Annotated in this window: 14 protein-coding genes; 9 read left to right on the top strand and 5 right to left on the bottom strand. The window is 65.6% G+C overall.

Features of this window, described 5'->3' with window-relative positions; translation table 11 throughout:
- Positions 1–106: 106 nt before the first annotated feature.
- On the top strand, positions 107–814 hold the full coding sequence (locus tag XH79_RS17150) for a GGDEF domain-containing protein (RefSeq protein ID WP_212345102.1): 708 nt from the start codon (positions 107–109) through the stop codon (positions 812–814).
- 109 nt (positions 815–923) lie between these two features.
- Here the strand turns inward: XH79_RS17150 and XH79_RS17145 are convergent, their stop codons facing one another.
- From XH79_RS17145 to XH79_RS17135, 3 genes are all read right to left on the bottom strand, one after another.
- Positions 924–1,175, bottom strand: coding sequence for a hypothetical protein (locus XH79_RS17145; protein WP_018641549.1), 252 nt, complete (start codon positions 1,173–1,175; stop codon positions 924–926).
- Between the two features lie 21 nt (positions 1,176–1,196).
- A complete protein-coding gene (locus XH79_RS17140) occupies positions 1,197–1,415 on the bottom strand; it encodes a hypothetical protein (protein WP_212345103.1) in 219 nt (72 codons plus the stop codon).
- Between the two features lie 127 nt (positions 1,416–1,542).
- Positions 1,543–1,749: a YdcH family protein gene (locus XH79_RS17135; protein WP_018641547.1), complete on the bottom strand. Its 207-nt coding sequence runs from the start codon at positions 1,747–1,749 to the stop codon at positions 1,543–1,545.
- Positions 1,750–2,078: 329 nt separating this feature from the next.
- Between XH79_RS17135 and XH79_RS17130 the strand changes: the two genes are divergently transcribed.
- Positions 2,079–2,258 (top strand): YdcH family protein, encoded by a 180-nt coding sequence (locus XH79_RS17130; protein ID WP_025034152.1) that lies wholly within the window; start codon positions 2,079–2,081, stop codon positions 2,256–2,258.
- A gap of 113 nt (positions 2,259–2,371) precedes the next feature.
- Here XH79_RS17130 and XH79_RS17125 read toward each other — a convergent pair whose 3' ends face one another.
- Positions 2,372–3,475 (bottom strand): NAD(P)/FAD-dependent oxidoreductase, encoded by a 1,104-nt coding sequence (locus XH79_RS17125; RefSeq protein ID WP_271582365.1) that lies wholly within the window; start codon positions 3,473–3,475, stop codon positions 2,372–2,374.
- Positions 3,476–3,677: 202 nt separating this feature from the next.
- Between XH79_RS17125 and XH79_RS17120 the strand changes: the two genes are divergently transcribed.
- From XH79_RS17120 to XH79_RS17090, 7 genes are all read left to right on the top strand, one after another.
- Entirely contained in the window at positions 3,678–6,365 is a 2,688-nt protein-coding gene (locus XH79_RS17120; protein ID WP_271582364.1) for a sensor domain-containing protein, read from the top strand.
- A 131-nt stretch (positions 6,366–6,496) separates the two neighbouring features.
- Entirely contained in the window at positions 6,497–7,957 is a 1,461-nt protein-coding gene (locus XH79_RS17115) for a glycerol-3-phosphate dehydrogenase (RefSeq protein WP_271582363.1), read from the top strand.
- 75 nt (positions 7,958–8,032) lie between these two features.
- On the top strand, positions 8,033–9,205 hold the full coding sequence (locus XH79_RS17110; protein WP_271582463.1) for an ABC transporter ATP-binding protein: 1,173 nt from the start codon (positions 8,033–8,035) through the stop codon (positions 9,203–9,205).
- On the top strand, positions 9,202–10,116 hold the full coding sequence (locus XH79_RS17105) for an ABC transporter permease (RefSeq protein WP_271582362.1): 915 nt from the start codon (positions 9,202–9,204) through the stop codon (positions 10,114–10,116). Before XH79_RS17110 ends, XH79_RS17105 begins: the two co-directional genes overlap by 4 nt.
- 4 nt (positions 10,117–10,120) lie before the next feature.
- Complete coding sequence (locus XH79_RS17100) at positions 10,121–10,933, top strand: ABC transporter permease (RefSeq protein WP_212345112.1); 813 nt, start codon at positions 10,121–10,123, stop codon at positions 10,931–10,933.
- Positions 10,934–11,034: 101 nt separating this feature from the next.
- Positions 11,035–12,018, top strand: a complete 984-nt coding sequence (locus tag XH79_RS17095; RefSeq protein ID WP_442869955.1) for a TRAP transporter substrate-binding protein — start codon at positions 11,035–11,037, stop codon at positions 12,016–12,018.
- Positions 12,019–12,032: 14 nt separating this feature from the next.
- Positions 12,033–14,060 carry a methyl-accepting chemotaxis protein gene (locus tag XH79_RS17090; RefSeq protein ID WP_271582361.1) on the top strand — a complete coding sequence of 676 codons (2,028 nt, stop codon included), beginning with the start codon at positions 12,033–12,035 and terminating at the stop codon, positions 14,058–14,060.
- 36 nt (positions 14,061–14,096) lie between these two features.
- Here the strand turns inward: XH79_RS17090 and XH79_RS17085 are convergent, their stop codons facing one another.
- Positions 14,097–15,083, bottom strand: a complete 987-nt coding sequence (locus tag XH79_RS17085; protein WP_271582360.1) for a hypothetical protein — start codon at positions 15,081–15,083, stop codon at positions 14,097–14,099.
- Positions 15,084–15,189 lie beyond the last annotated feature (106 nt).

Here is a 15,189-nt window from a genome sequence, read left to right as displayed (position 1 = left end):
CAGATTAACGGTTCCGGCCGGCGGCTCGCAAGGCGGTGGCAAGGAGAAGGGAATGCACTATCCTGTCTTGGTGAATCCCCGCAAGCCTTCATTGAGCAGGATGCCCATGAAGAAACCAAAAAGGGCGAGCGCTGCGAAGGCCAAAAAGGGCCGGAAGACCAGCGCCGGCCGATCCAAAGCCCTCTCGAATCGCCCGGCCAGGCTGGCCTCGCGCAGAGCGCCGGCTGCCGCCGACAGCAAGGCGACCATCCGCGACCTCAGGGGCAAGCTTAAGGCGGCCCTGCTGCGGGTGTCGGAACTCGAGGCGGCCGCCGACACCGACTTCCTGCTCGAGATTCCGAACCGGCGTGGCTTCGAGCGCGAGCTCACGCGCGCCATTGCCTACATGAAGCGGTATCACGCCAGCGGCGCGCTGATCGTGCTTGATGTCGATCGGTTGAAGCCGATCAACGATTCCTTCGGCCACGCCGCCGGCGACGAGGTGCTCAAGGCGATTGTCGCGACGCTGACGCGGCAGGTCCGCGCCTCCGACGTGGTCGGCCGGCTCGGTGGCGACGAGTTCGCGCTGCTGTTGTGGAATCTCAACGAGACCGATGCCAAGGCGAAGGCCGCGACCTTCGAGCAGGCGATCGACGAATTGTCCTTCGTCTTCCGCGACCAGAACGTGACGGCGGGGGCCTCTGCCGGCGTCGCCTTGCTCGGTCCGCACTCCGACGCAGGCCGTGCCTTGGAAGAGGCCGATGCCGCCATGTATGTGCGCAAGGCGCGCCGCCGGCACGAGCCGCCGATCGGGCTCGTCAGCAGCGAGCGCTAGAGCACGATCCGGACCCGAAGGGTCGCGTCAGCGCAGAGTGCGTCGCGGTTTTCCCTTGCGACAAACGCGGAACGCGTTTGCGCGGAGATCGTGCTCAAGCCAAAAGGGATCAGAGGGTCGCGAGATCTTCCGGCACGTTGCCGAATTTGCGTAGCAGTGTCGCGTCGCCGAATTCGCCGGTCATGGGATCGCCGCTGCGGCTGAAGGCGACCGCGCCGATATGGCCGGCCCCGCGCGCCAGAATCTCGGCGCGCCGGAGTGCTGCCGATGAGGACTGACACTCTTCCGCCGCGCCTGCGACGGGCGATCCGTCGGCATCGATCAAAAAGGGCATTGCAACGTAGTAGGTCACATCCGACATGGCGTTGCTCCAATGTTGAAACTAAGCGGCGCTGCTCTTGCTCCGCATCTTGCTGCGCGAGGTCTCGGGAATGCAGCCGGCGGAAATCGCTGCCTGCAACTCTTCCAGCTCCGCCTCCAGATACTCGTTGGCCATGATCAGCGCCTTGATGGTGCTGCGCAGATTGCCGTCGCACATCGCGATCGCCTGATCGCAGGCCTGTTCATAGTGGCTGTTGTCCGAAAGGGCGGGTGCCGGCATCTGCGTTGTCCTTGTGAGTTTTCCTTGGGCGTTTCCTGGGGCGTTGGTGCAGGAATGTTCCTATTTTGTTCTTTTTGAGTCAAGCGGATTCAGACGCAGTGAGGCGTCGCGATCGCGCGGGACGCGATCAGGCGATGATGTCGGGCGTGATCTGGTCTTCGATGAACGCGATGCGGTCGCGCAACAACAGCTTGCGCTTCTTCAACCGCTGCAGCCGCAATAGGTCGGGGGCAGGCGATTGATGCAGGGCATCGATCGCGGCATCGAGATCTCGGTGTTCCTGCTGCAACCGGGTGAGCTCGGCTTCGAGCTCACGCTCGTCTTCATGGGTCATGTCTGCGGTGGCCGAAAACCGAATAGGCGTGTGATCTGGGCTGTGGATGCCCTATGGAAATTATCGTCCTTGCGCGGCGTGACCGCAAGCGATCTCGGGCTGCCGCGCACCGATCTCCCGCAAGATATTTCAACGGTGCGCCGCGGCGCTGCGCAAGCGCATTGATATCATGGATTTTTCCCGCGCGGTTCCGTACTCACGCTTCATTACATATGTATTTTCAAAAATGACGGTGGGACGACGGATACCCATCGACAGAACGAATCGGTGATGTAGACTTCGCTGTCCGGATCGAATCCTGAGGTTCAACCCTACCGAGGAGGTTTCGAATGACAATTCAGGCACATCTTGTTGAATTGGAGCGGAAACACAAACTTCTCGAAAACGAATTGCACGAAGCTCTCGTGCACCTTTCAACAGACGACCTGCAAATTGTTGAGTTGAAGCGCCGGAAGTTGATGGTCAAGGACCAGATCGAGCGTCTGAAGCAAGGCGATACGCTCCACTAGTAACCCCCGTAACAGTGTTGAGTTGATCGTACCCTTTCAGGCAGGGATGAGAGCCTTTGCGCTCATCCCTGCTGCAAGGGTGCGAGAGCCCGCGCAATCATCGTTGTGGGAGCCTAGATCTCTGCGAGCTCGGCGACGTGATCGGCGATCGCGAGCGAGGATGTCAGCCCCGGCGATTCGATGCCGAACAGGTTGATCAGACCTGCGACGCCGTGATCGCGCGGCCCCTGCATCAGGAAGTCCTGCGTGGCGACAGCCGGCGGCACGATCTTCGGCCGGATACCCGAATAGCTCGGCATCAACGCGCCGTCGGGCAGCGTCGGCCAGTACTTGCGGATTGCCGGATAGAAACGCTCGGCGCGTGACGGGTCGACCTCGTAGTTGATCGTCTCGATCCATTCGACGTCGGGCCCGAAACGCGCCTGCCCTGCCATATCCAGCGTCAAATGCACGCCTAACCCACCGGGCTCGGGCACCGGATAGATCAGGCGCGAGAACGGCGCTTTGGCGTTGCAGCTGAAGTAGTTTCCCTTGGCGAGGTAGGCCGGCGGAATCCGGTCCAGCGGCATGCCGTCGATGTTGCGCGCGACCGTCGTCGCCGCGAGTCCCGCAGCGTTGACGAGCAGGCCGCATTGCAGCGTCATCGGCGCTTCGCCGCCGGCCTCGACTTCGATCACGCCGGCCGCCGCCTTGGCGCGGACCAGCGGAGTGTGAAACGCGAAGGCGGTGCCTGCTTCCTCGGCCTCGCCGCGCAGCGAGAGCATGTAGGCGTGGCTGTCGATGATGCCGGTCGAGGGCGAGAGCAGCGCGGCGTCGCAGGCCAGCGCTGGCTCCAGCGCGCGTGCGGCCTCGCCCGTGAGCAGCTGCATGTCGAGCACGCCATTCGCCTCGGCGTGCGCCTTGATCGATTGCAGCTTCTCGGTCTCTTTCGCATTGGTCGCGACGATCAGCTTGCCGCAATTCTTGTGCGGGATGCCGCGCTCGCCGCAATAGCGGTAGAGCGCGTGCTTGCCGCTGACGCACATCCGCGCCATCCAGCTCCCGGCGCGATAGTAGATGCCGGCATGGATCACCTCGCTGTTGCGCGAGGAGGTGATGGTGCCGATGGCCTCGGCCTCCTCGAGCACGATCACCTCGCGCCCGGCCTGGGCGAGCTTCCGGGCCACCGCAAGCCCGACCACGCCGGCTCCGATGACGATGCAGTCGACCTTATCCATGGTTGTGCAGGACGTCGGCTGGAAGCGCCGGGGCCAATGAACCTGAGAACGAGGGCCCGGGGCCGTTTTCCGTTAAGGAAGCATTTATCATGTCAGGGCAATTGCCGTATTTGGCGTCACATTTTTCTGTTGCGCGTACAGGCGTTTACCCGATCCAAACCCGCGAGGCCAGACAATCCGACGTTGAAATCGCGGGTGGCTGATGGCTGAGAAGAACTGGCACGTGGGCAGCACGCTTCCGATTGCTGTGCAGGCCGTCCTGTGCCTGGCCGGCGCGGTCGCGCCCGCGCGCGCCTTTGCGCTCTCGGACAGCCTCGCCCCGCCGAGCTATCTCGGCCAGCTCGATCCCAACCTGATCTGGGAAGTCCTGATCGCGGGCATCGTCGTCTGCGCGTTCCTGGCGGCCGTCGCGCTGTGGGTCCATTCGGCGCTGCGCCGGACCCGTCGGTTGCAACTACGGCGCAATGCCTTCGTCTCCTCCGCCATGAACAATCTCAACCAGGGCGTGGTGATGACCGATGCGCAGCGGCGCATCATCTTCTGCAACGACCGCTATCTCGATATTTACGGCCTGACCCGCTCGGACCTCTGGGCCGGTATGAACGGCTACGACCTCCTCGAGCTCAGGCGCAAACGGGACGTCCTCGGCGGCGTCTCGGACGACGAGTTCTACGAGAAGGCGGCAAGCCCCAACGGCCTGATCACCGAGCTGTCCGACGGGCGGGCCATCCTGGTGAAATATTTCATCCTGCCGAACGGCGGATCGGTCGCGACTCATCTCGACGTCAGCGACCAGCGCAAGCTGTCGCGGCAGCTCGCCTCCACCAAGCAATTCCTGGAATCGGTGCTGGACCATGTGCCGGCTTGCGTGGCCGCCAAGAACATCGACGACGGTTGCTACATCTTCGCGAACAGCGCCTATGAGCGGTTCTGGGGACTGTCGCGGGACTACGCCGTCGGCAAGAATGCGCGGGAGCTGTTTGCGCCGAGCTCGGCAGCGAGCATCGAGGCGGCCGACCGGGCGGCGCTGGGGGCGCCGGATGGTCAGTTCCGCAATGAATTCGAGGTCGACCGCGGCGGCGAGCGGCGCATGGTGGCCTCGATCCGGATCGTGGTCCGCAACGAGAGCAACAAGCCGGAATTCCTGCTGCTGGTGTTCGAGGACATCACCGACCGCCGTTCGCTGTCGCAGGAGCTGGAGAGCACGAAGAAGTTCCTGGAGCTTGTGGTCGACAATATCCCGGTCGCGCTGATCGTGGAGCAGGTCAAGGACGGCCGCTATCTGCTCGCCAACCGCAGCGCCGAGACGATCCTCAACCGCCGGCGCGAGGAAGCCACGGGCCTCACCGCGTCCGACATCTTCAATCCCAAGGAAGCCAAGCTGATCATCGCCCGCGACGAGGCGGCGATCAAGAAGCGCGGGATGATCACCGAGGAGCATCCGATCTCCACCAAGGACGGCCTGCGGCTGTTCCTGACCCGCCGCGCCACGGTGCTCAGCGATGCCGGCGAGCCGCAATATCTGATCAAGACCCACGAGGACGTCACCGACCGCCGGCAGACCGAGTCGCGCATGGCGCACATGGCCTATCACGACGGCCTCACCGACCTGCCGAACCGCGCCGCCTTCCTGCAGGCGCTGACCCAGATGATCGAGGCCTGCGAAGGCACCGGCGAGGAGTTCGCCGTCCTCTGCGTCGACCTCGACGGGCTTAAGGAGGTCAATGACGTCTTTGGCCATGCGCTGGGCGACAAGCTCCTGATCGAGGTGGCGCAGCGGCTCCAGGACTCCGCCCGCGGCGGCGTGGTGGCGCGCCTGTCCGGCGACGAGTTCGGCCTGATCATCGACGGCAAGCAGCCGGAGGCGGGCCTCGCCCTGGCGCAGCAGATCGGCGACGCCGTCGCGCAGGACTTCCAGATCGACGGCCGGCCGGTCCGCGCCGGCGTCACCACCGGCATGTCGATCTTCCCGCACAACGGCACCGACGGCGCTTCGCTGCTCGCCAATGCCGGTGCGGCGCTGTTCCGCGCCAAGCAGAAGTCGCGCGGCACCATCAGCCTCTACCAGCCGGAGATGGACCAGCAGATCCGCGACCGCCGCGTGCTGCACCAGGACCTCTCGATGGCGATCAAGAACGGCGAGCTCTCGCTCGCCTTCCAGCCGCAGGGAGCCGCGGGCCACAGCGTCGCCGAGAGCGAGATCATCGGTTTCGAGGCGCTGGCGCGCTGGCAGCATCCGGTGCGCGGCCAGGTCTCGCCGGCCGAATTCATCCCGATCGCCGAGGAGAGCGGCCTGATCGTCGAGATGGGCGAGTGGATCCTGCGCGAGGCCTGCCGCGAGGCGGCGTCCTGGCCGAAGCCGCTCCAGGTTGCGGTCAATTTGTCGCCGGCGCAGTTCATGCACGGTGACGTGGTTGGCCTCGTCCATTCCATCCTGATCGAGACGGGGCTTGCGCCCGGGCGGCTCGAGCTCGAGATCACCGAGGGCGTGCTGATCGAGGATTTCGACCGGGGCCTTGCGCTGCTGCGCCGGCTGAAGGCGCTCGGCGTGCGCATCTCCATGGACGATTTCGGCAGCGGCTATTCCTCGCTGAGCTACCTCCAGGCGTTCCCGTTCGACAAGATCAAGATCGACCGCGCCTTCATCATCAATCTCGGCCGCAACCCGCAATCGGCGGCGATCGTGCGTGCCGTGATCGATCTCGGCCACGGCCTCGAAATGTCGATCGTCGCGGAGGGCGTCGAGACGCTCGAACAGCTCGCCTTCCTCGCCAAGGAGGGCTGCGACGGTGTGCAGGGCTATCTGCTCGGCAAGCCCCTGCCGATCGGCAAATATGCCGATCTCGTCGGCCGCACCGAGACCATGGAGCTTGCGCTCAAGACCGGCTAGAGCGTTTCCCAAGTGGATACCGGTTCGCGCCAGGAAAACGCGCTGAAACAAAAAATCTGGAGCCGTTCCGATTTCATCGGAACGGAAATGGCTCTAGTGATGAGAGGGCTTCGCTCCCTCTCGACGGTTTCATGGCGGACTACGACCTTGCGATCATCGGCGGCGGCCTGAACGGTGTCAGCCTCGCTCGCGATGCGGCCGGCCGCGGCCTGCGTGTCATCCTGTTCGAGCAGGGCGATCTCGCCGGCGCTGCGTCGTCGGCGACACCGCGGCTGATCCATGGCGACCTGTCGGTGCTGGAGCGCCGCGGCTTCTGGCGGGTGCGCCGTGCGCTCGCCGAGCGCCGGATCTGGCTCCGGATCGCGCCGCACCTGGTCCGGCCGATGCGCTTCGTGATTCCCGCGCATTCCGACGAACGTCCGCCATGGCTGTTGCGCGCCGGTCTGTATCTATATGACGGCCTCACGAACCGGGGCGGCCTGCCGCCGTCGGCGACCCTCGACATCACGCATCATCCGGTCGGCAACGCGCTGAAACGTCCGTTCGGCACGGCGTTCGAATATTCAGACTGCGTCGTCGACGATTCCCGCCTGGTGGTGCTCACGGCGCTGGATGCCGCCGAACGTGGCGCTGCGATCCGGACCGGGGCGCGCTGCGTCCGTGCCGATCGGGACGAGACCTGGCGGCTCGCTGTGGTCGATCGCGGCTATCGCCGTATCGTCACGGCGCGGGCGCTGGCCAACGCCACCGGCGCCTGGACCCCGATGGTCGCGGACACCGTGCTGCGGCAGCAGCAAGCCCCGATGGCGGCCATGCAGATGAGCCAGATCGTCGTGCCGCGCCTGTTCGATTCTGAAAACGTCTACGTCTTTCAGAACAACGATGGCCGGCTGATCTTCGCCCGGCCCTTCGAGCGGGACTTCACGCTGATCGGCACGGTCACGCACGCCTTCACCGGCGATCCCGCCATCGTCGCGATGCCGGGCGCCGACGTCAGTTATCTCTGCGAGGCTGCCAGCCGCTACTTCCGCGAGCGAGTCGGCCCGACCGACGTGGTCCGCACGGTCTCCGGTGTCAATTTGGCGCTGGCGTCCGCGCGCGGGCGCGAGGGCACGACGCTGTTCCATGCGCGCCGGCGCAAGGCGCCGCTGCTGACGATGTTCGGCGGCGATGTCACCACCTCGCGCCTGCGCGCGGAGCGGGCGGTGACGAAGTTGACCCCGTTCTATCCGATGTCGCCGCCCTGGACCGCCAGCGCGGCGCTGCCCGGCGGCGATTTCGCCTGGGACGGTTTCGACACCGAGGTCGACCTCGCGCGCGACCGCTGGCGCCTTCTGTCGGAGCCGGAGGCCCAGCGCCTGGTCGCGGCCTATGGCTCGCGATTGCCCGCCGTGCTGGGCGAGGCGAAGACGCGCGAAGAGCTAGGCCCCGCCTTCGGACCCGAGCTGACCGGCGCGGAGGTGCGCTACCTGATGACCCACGAATGGGCGCGCTTTCCCGACGACGTCCTGTGGCGCCGCTCCAAGCTGGGCCTGACCATGCCTGCGGCGGATCGTGACAGGCTGGCGGCGTTCATGGCGAATGTGATGTGAACGATCTCCCCAGAAGCGGTTGAGCAAAGACCGATCGGCCGCTAGCGTGCGGCGGAATCGGGGTTGGCAGGGATTATGGCGGAAGAGTTACCCGGAACGGACGTCGCGGCCGAAGCGGCCGCCGGAGATGCATTTCCCGCGGCGGGGCAGCCGCTGCTGCGCATCGAGGGCGTCGCCAAGACCTTCGGGACGTTCCGGGCCGTCGATGGCGTCTCGCTCGACATCAAGGCCGGCGAGTTCTTTGCGCTGCTGGGCCCCAGTGGCTGCGGCAAGACCACGCTCTTGCGCATGCTCGCCGGCTTCGAGGCGCCGGACGAGGGACGCATCCTGCTCGGCGGCAAGGACATCGCGCAGGCGCTGCCGCACGAGCGCCCGATCAACATGATGTTCCAGAACTACGCGCTGTTCCCGCATCTGTCGGTGCGCGACAACATCGCCTTCGGCCTGAAGCGTGCCGGCATGGCGCGCGCCGAGATCGCGACGCGCGTGGCCGAGATGGTCGCGCTGGTGAAGCTCGAAGGCCTGGAGAAGCGCAAGCCGGACCAGCTCTCCGGCGGCCAGCGCCAGCGCGTCGCGCTCGCCCGCGCCCTGGCGCGCCGGCCGCAACTCCTGCTGCTCGACGAGCCGCTCGCAGCCCTGGACAAGAAGCTGCGCGAGAGCACGCAAGGCGAGCTGATGGAGCTGCAGCGGCGGCTCGGCATGACCTTCATCATCGTCACCCACGACCAGGAGGAGGCGATGACGATGGCGAGCCGGATCGGCGTGATGAAATCAGGCAAGCTTGCCCAGGTCGCGAGCCCCCGCGAGCTCTACGAGGCGCCGCGCTCGCGCTGGATCGCGGAGTTCGTCGGCGACATCAATCTGTTCGACGGCGAGTCCAGATTGCGCGACGGTCATCGTCTGGTCATTGGCACGCGTGATGCGGGTGCGCTGGTGGTGGCCGAGCCGCGCGAGCCGGTCGGCGCGGGAAAATTCGCGGTCGCGATCCGCCCCGAGAAGGTCAAGCTGTCGCGCCGCGCTCCTGCGAGCGAGGCCGGTCGCGAGACGGCGATCAACACCCTCGACGGCGTGATCGCCGACATCTGCTATCTCGGCGGCACCACCACCTACAAGGTGAAGCTCGATACCGGCGGGATGCTGCAGGCTTCGGTCGCCAACAGCGCGCGTATCGACGTCGACGCCTACAGCCTGAACCAGCACGTCGTCGCCTGGTTCACGCCCGACGATTGCGTGGTGCTGCCGTCATGAGCTCCCGCCGTATCTTCGCGCGACCGGCGCGCTTTGCCGCCATCGCGCCCTATGTCTGGATGGCGCTGTTCTTCCTGGTGCCGTTCGCCTTCGTGCTCAAGATCAGCCTGTCGCAGACCGCGATCGCGCAGCCGCCCTACGAGCCCGTATTCGACCTGACGGCGGGATGGGATGCGCTCAAGGCGGCCTTTGCTGCGCTGTCGATCGACAATTTCCGGCCGCTCGGCTCCGACGACATCTATGTGTTCGCCTATGTGCGCAGTCTCACCGTTGCCGTCACGGCGACGGCGCTGCTGCTCCTGATCGGCTATCCCATTGCCTATGGGATGGCGCGGCTGCCAAAACGCTGGCAGGCGGTGGCGATGGTGCTGGTGATCGTGCCGTTCTGGACCTCGTTCCTGATCCGCATCTATGCCTGGATCAACATCCTCCAGCATGATGGCCTGCTCAACCAGATCCTGCTTTCGCTGCATCTGGTCAGCCAGCCCGTGGTGTGGCTCTCCACGGACACCGCGATGTATATCGGCATCGTCTATTCGTATTTGCCGTTCATGATCCTGCCGCTCTACGCCACGCTCGCCAAGATGGAGCCGGTGCTGGAGGAGGCGGCCTCCGATCTCGGCGCGCCGCCCTGGCAGGTGTTCTGGCTCGTCACCTTTCCGTTGTCGCTGCCCGGCGTCGGTGCCGGGGTGCTGCTGTGCTTCATTCCCATCGTCGGCGAGTTCGTGATTCCTGATCTCTTGGCCGGCTCCAACTCGCTGATGATTGGCCAGACCCTGTGGCTCGAATTCTTCACCAACAAGGACTGGCCGGTCGCCTCCGCTGCGGCCATCGTGCTGCTCATCGTGCTGCTGGTGCCGCTGCTGTTGTATGAGCGCCTGCAGAAGCGGCAGCTCGAACAGGGACGGTAGGGCGATGCGAAAAGTCTCCCGCCTGTCCCGCTTCAACATCGCCTCGCTGGCGCTCGGGCTGGCATTTCTCTATTTGCCGATCCTGATCCTCGTTCTCTACTCCTTCAACGCCTCGCGGCTGGTGACGGTGTGGGGCGGCTGGTCGCTGCGCTGGTATCGCGAACTCTTCAACGACCGCGCCATGATCGAGGCGGCCTGGATGAGCCTGCGGGTTGCGGTCTCCTCCGCGACCATCGCCACGCTGCTCGGCACACTCGCGGCGGTGGCGCTGTCGCGCGGCGAGCGCTTTCGCGGCCGAACGCTGTTCTCCGGCATGCTCTATGCGCCGCTGGTGATGCCGGAGGTGATCACTGGTCTGTCGCTGCTGCTGCTGTTCGTGGCGCTCAACGCCGAGCGCGGCTTCTGGACGGTGACGATCGCCCACACCACGCTGACGATGTGCTTCGTCGCCGTGGTCGTGCAGTCCCGTCTCGGCTCGCTCGACCGTTCGCTGGAGGAGGCGGCGATGGACCTCGGCTGCAACCCGGTCCGCGCCTTCGTCGCCGTCACCCTGCCGCTGATCGCGCCCGCGATCGTCGCCGGCTGGATGCTGGCGTTCACGCTGTCGCTGGACGATCTCGTGATTGCGAGCTTCACCACCGGTCCCGGCTCGGCGACGCTGCCGATCCGGATCTATTCGGAGGTGCGATTGGGGGTGAAGCCGGAGATCAACGCGATCTGCACGCTGGTGATCGCCCTGATCGCGGTCGTCATCGTCATCGCCTCGCTGGCCTCGAAACTGTCGAGCTCGCAGGGCGAGAGCGCCGCGCCGCTGTAGCCGTCCGACATGCCATGTATGGTGCTCAGGCACCACCTGACATAGTTAATAATTCATATAGCTTATCTGGCTATCGTCGCCTCGCTTGGGGAAGAGGGGCGATGAAGCGGCTTTATATTGGCGTGGCCAGCACGGTTCTGGCGTTACTCTGTCTTGCTGTTCGGCCGTCGGCCGGTGCGACGCAGATGGTGTCGCTGCTCTACAATGGCTCGCCGCAGTCGCCGCAGCAGATCGGCTCCGACGAATTCCGCCGCAAGCTCGCCGAGATCGCACAGGGCCGCGTCATCCTCGATGCGCGCGCGGGCAACGCGCTGGGCAGTGAGACGGCGATCCTTGCCGCCATGCGCAGTGGTGTGGTCGACATGGCGACGCTGTCCGGTTCGGTGGTCAGCTCGGCCGTGCCGGAGTTCGGCGTGTTCGACGTGCCGTTCCTGTTCCGCGATGCGGCGCAGGCCAAGGCGGTCGCAGAGGGGCCGGTCGGCGCGCTGTTCGCCAAGCATTTTGCCGACAAGGGATTGGTGCTGCTCGCGATCGGCAAGCAGGGTTTTCGCAACGTCACCAACTCGAAGCGGCCGATTCATTCTCCTGCGGACCTCCGCGGCCTGAAGATCCGCGTGCTGCCGAATGAGGTCTATCAGATGACCTTCAAGGCGCTGGGCGCCGAGGTCGTGCCGATGGAGTTCACGCAGGTGTACTCCGCGCTGAAGGATGGCCGCATCGACGGGCAGGAGAACCCGGTCATGACGATTGCCACCAGCCATCTCGAGGAAGTGCAGAAATATGCCAGCCTGACCGGGCATTTCTTCGCGCCGATCGCCTTCGTCGCCAACCGCGAGGCGTTCCAGGCCCTGAAGCCCGCCGACCAGGCCGCCCTCATCGCCGCAGCCAAGGCCGGTGCGGAGGCGACCTGGCAGAGTGGCGTCGCGGAGGAGACAAAGAAGCTCGAGGAGCTGCGCAAGGCCGGCATGGAGATCATCGAGAAGGTCGACCGCCAACCCTTCATCGATGCCGTGAAGCCCCTGGAGCCTGAGTTCGAGAAGCGCTTCGGCAAGGATCTGCTCGCCCGGATCCGGGCTACGCCGTAATCGCGGGAAACATCATGAACCTGTCATTGCTTCTGTCGCGCATCGGCATCCGCCCGCGCATCTTCGGCGGCTTCGCGCTGGTCCTGGGTTTCCTCTGCGTGCTGGCGCTGCTTGCCGTCATGAGGCTGTCCGAGATCGGTGGCACCGTCGGAGAGCTCGTCACCAGCGCCGACGGCGATGCCGGCATGGCGAGGGTGCACGCCGCGCTGCTCTCGTCGAACGTCACCGTCGAGAAATTCGTCCGCACGCGCAATATCGGCGACCGCGACAGCGCCATGAAGGCGATCGACGGCTTTGCCCAGACCTTCGATCAGGTCGATCAGCAATTCGCCCGCCTGCCGGCGATTGCCGCCGGCCGCGGCGCGCTGGTGGATGCGCTCGGGACCTATCGAAAATCCTTCACGGCGGTCGCCGCCGCCGTCGATCGTCTGCGCACTGCAAGCACAAAGAGCGAGGCCCTCGGCGCCTCGGCAGGCCTCGACGTCGGTGCGATCAACGTCGCGCTCGCGAACCAGCCCGACCGTCTGCTGCAGCCGCTGCGTCTGGCCGGCACGGTGGATGCGATGCGCGTCTCGGTGCTGCGTTTCACCATCACCCAGGCCCAGGTCGACGCCGACGATGCCGGGATGACGATCGGCTATGCGCTGGCGGCGGTGGCCGATAGCGAGGCGGAGATCGCCGATGTCGAGGCGCCGCGACTGAAGAATCTGATCGCGGCCCTCAAGAAGGTGCTTGCCGATCAATCGGCGACGCTGACGGAGCTGTCCGCCGCGATGAGCGAGCTGCGCAAGGCGCAGGCCGAGCTCGTCAAATCCAGCAGCGCGATCGATGCCAAGGCGGCCGAGATCAGCCGGGCCCTCGGCGCGACGCGCACCGAGCAGAGCCGGCTCACGGCTGAATCCGTCGAGCAAACCCGCAATCTCGTGTTCACGGTGGCCGCGTTCGCGCTCGTCCTCGGCGCATTGCTGGCCTGGCTGATCGGACGCAGCGTGTCGCGTCCCATCGGCCAGATGACCCTGCGCATGCAGAGCCTTGCGGCGGGTGAGCTCGACGAAGCGATCCCGGGCGGCGGGCGCGGCGACGAAATTGGTCACATGGCCGGCGCGGTCGAGGTGTTCCGCCAGAGCGCACAGACCGTCCGGCGCATGGAGCAGGACGCTGCCGCGCAGCGCGCCGCAGCCGAGACGGAACGTGCGGCGATGATGGCGCAGCTCGCCGACCGCTTCGATCGCGGCATGGAGGGCGTCATTGGCGGCGTCTCGAGCCGTGCCGAGGAGATGGGACAGAGCGCCGGAAGTCTCGCCCGCGTCGCCGAGCGCGGTCGCTCGCTTGCCGAGCAGGTCGCCGCGACGTCGGCCCAGGCGTCCGAGAATGTGCAGACCGTTGCGGCGGCGACGCATGAACTCGCGGCCTCGATCAAGGAGATTTCCAGCCAGGTCGCGCGCTCCGTATCGGTATCGGATCAGGCCAAGGAAGAGGCCTCACGGACCGAAGCGCTGATGCGGGCGCTGTCGGATTCGGCCGAGCGGATCGGTACGGTGGTCCAGCTGATCCAGGCGATCGCGAGCCAGACCAACCTCCTTGCGCTCAATGCCACGATCGAATCGGCACGGGCCGGCGATGCAGGTAAGGGCTTTGCCGTGGTCGCCAATGAAGTGAAGAGCCTCGCAACCCAGACCGGGCGCGCCACCGAGGAGATCGCAGGGCTCGTTGCCGAAATCCAGGGCTCGACCGGACAGTCGGTCGCTGCGATCGGTCAGATCGGCAGAACCATCGCCGAGATGACGGAGATCGCGACGACGATTGCATCCGCCGTCGAGGAGCAGGGGGCCGCAACCAGCGAGATCGCGCGCAATGTCGAGCAGGCCGCGAACGGGACAGCGGCCGTGACCGACCAGGTCGGCGCCGTCCGCACCGTGGCCGGCGAGACTGATGCCGGCGCCGAAGCCGCACTCACGGCCGCCTCGGCCTTGCAGGATCAGGCACGCGCGCTCAAGAAGGACGTGGCGGAATTTCTCCAGACTGTACGCAAGGCTGGATGAGGCGCATCTGCGCGTCGCCATCCTTCTCCATGCACGTCACCGTGGCCGCGTCGTTCGTTTCGAGGCTCTCGACTTCGCAGGCCGAGGCGCAGCCGTTGCCGTGCGTGCGGCATGAAAGGCGCGTACCTCGCTTTGCATGGCCGCGCCGAGCTGGCGCAGCGCGAGGCTGTTGAGCGGAAACTCCAGCAGGATGTGGATCAGGCTCAGCGCCAGCAGGAAGGTGAAGCCGAACGCATAGTCGTAGAAATAGAGCGCGGTCGACGCCGCGCTGGCGGCGGCCATTGTCGCCAGCCGCGCCTTCGGAACCTCGGTCCAGCGGATCACGTCGGCTTTGATGAACCAGTTGAGGTAATGATAGGTGTAGACGAAGGCGAGCAGGCTGGTCAGCCTGGTGTCGAGCACGAGACCAGGCACGCCGAACAGCCGGCCGAGGGCCGGGCCGACATTGCCGAAATAATCCTGCCCCACCCGGGCAAAGCTTGCGATCCGGATTTCGGCGGTGGGGGGCAGCAGCAGGATCGCGGCGATTGCGGCGAGATAGACCACCACCAGCGCGGCCTGCACGCGGCTGCCGGACCGGTAGGCGCCCAGCACCATGAAGATCAGCGTGAACAGCGAGACGTGAATCAGCGTCGGAATCAGGATACCGATCACGGCGAGCGAGGAGCCGCTCGAATACATGATCGCGGACAGGGCGATCGCCACCATGAACAGCAGCATGCTCTCGATCGCCGTGGCGGTCGCCGCCAGCATGGCGCAGACGACCAGCGCGGCCCACATCGCGAAGCCGAACCACGAGGCGTTGTCGATCAGCGCCGCGACCACGGCGACGATGGCCAGGACCAAGGCAATCCCCCGATGGGGCAGGTAGTAGCTGCGATCATGCAGCCACGAGATCTCGGTGAAATAATGCGCCGGGCCGAGCACGACATAGGCCAGCAGCAACAGCTCGAACGGCACCAGATAGGCGGCCGCGAGCGCCAGCAGCATCAGGCCGAGATGGATCGCGTCGTTGCTGCGCATGATGCCGTGCCCCGTAATATTGGGGCACGGAAGTTAGAGCAGACGCAGACAACCCGCAATTGCCCGCGTCGTCGCTCAAGCGCTTTGCTTGCGGCGCCTCGATGCG

Origin of the sequence: Bradyrhizobium sp. CCBAU 45389 (assembly GCF_028128625.1) — a bacterium.
Taxonomy (GTDB): domain Bacteria; phylum Pseudomonadota; class Alphaproteobacteria; order Rhizobiales; family Xanthobacteraceae; genus Bradyrhizobium; species Bradyrhizobium liaoningense_B.
Note: the sequence above shows the minus strand (reverse complement) of the source record. Positions and strands in the feature narration are given on the sequence as shown.

Coding starts and splice junctions, on each gene's coding strand:
- XH79_RS17150 (WP_212345102.1), top strand. CDS start 107: ATGAAGAAACCAAAAAGGGCGAGCGCTGCGAAGGCCAAAAAGGGCCGG.
- XH79_RS17145 (WP_018641549.1), bottom strand. CDS start 1,175: ATGTCGGATGTGACCTACTACGTTGCAATGCCCTTTTTGATCGATGCC.
- XH79_RS17140 (WP_212345103.1), bottom strand. CDS start 1,415: ATGCCGGCACCCGCCCTTTCGGACAACAGCCACTATGAACAGGCCTGC.
- XH79_RS17135 (WP_018641547.1), bottom strand. CDS start 1,749: ATGACCCATGAAGACGAGCGTGAGCTCGAAGCCGAGCTCACCCGGTTG.
- XH79_RS17130 (WP_025034152.1), top strand. CDS start 2,079: ATGACAATTCAGGCACATCTTGTTGAATTGGAGCGGAAACACAAACTT.
- XH79_RS17125 (WP_271582365.1), bottom strand. CDS start 3,475: ATGGATAAGGTCGACTGCATCGTCATCGGAGCCGGCGTGGTCGGGCTT.
- XH79_RS17120 (WP_271582364.1), top strand. CDS start 3,678: ATGGCTGAGAAGAACTGGCACGTGGGCAGCACGCTTCCGATTGCTGTG.
- XH79_RS17115 (WP_271582363.1), top strand. CDS start 6,497: ATGGCGGACTACGACCTTGCGATCATCGGCGGCGGCCTGAACGGTGTC.
- XH79_RS17110 (WP_271582463.1), top strand. CDS start 8,033: ATGGCGGAAGAGTTACCCGGAACGGACGTCGCGGCCGAAGCGGCCGCC.
- XH79_RS17105 (WP_271582362.1), top strand. CDS start 9,202: ATGAGCTCCCGCCGTATCTTCGCGCGACCGGCGCGCTTTGCCGCCATC.
- XH79_RS17100 (WP_212345112.1), top strand. CDS start 10,121: ATGCGAAAAGTCTCCCGCCTGTCCCGCTTCAACATCGCCTCGCTGGCG.
- XH79_RS17095 (WP_442869955.1), top strand. CDS start 11,035: ATGAAGCGGCTTTATATTGGCGTGGCCAGCACGGTTCTGGCGTTACTC.
- XH79_RS17090 (WP_271582361.1), top strand. CDS start 12,033: ATGAACCTGTCATTGCTTCTGTCGCGCATCGGCATCCGCCCGCGCATC.
- XH79_RS17085 (WP_271582360.1), bottom strand. CDS start 15,083: ATGCGCAGCAACGACGCGATCCATCTCGGCCTGATGCTGCTGGCGCTC.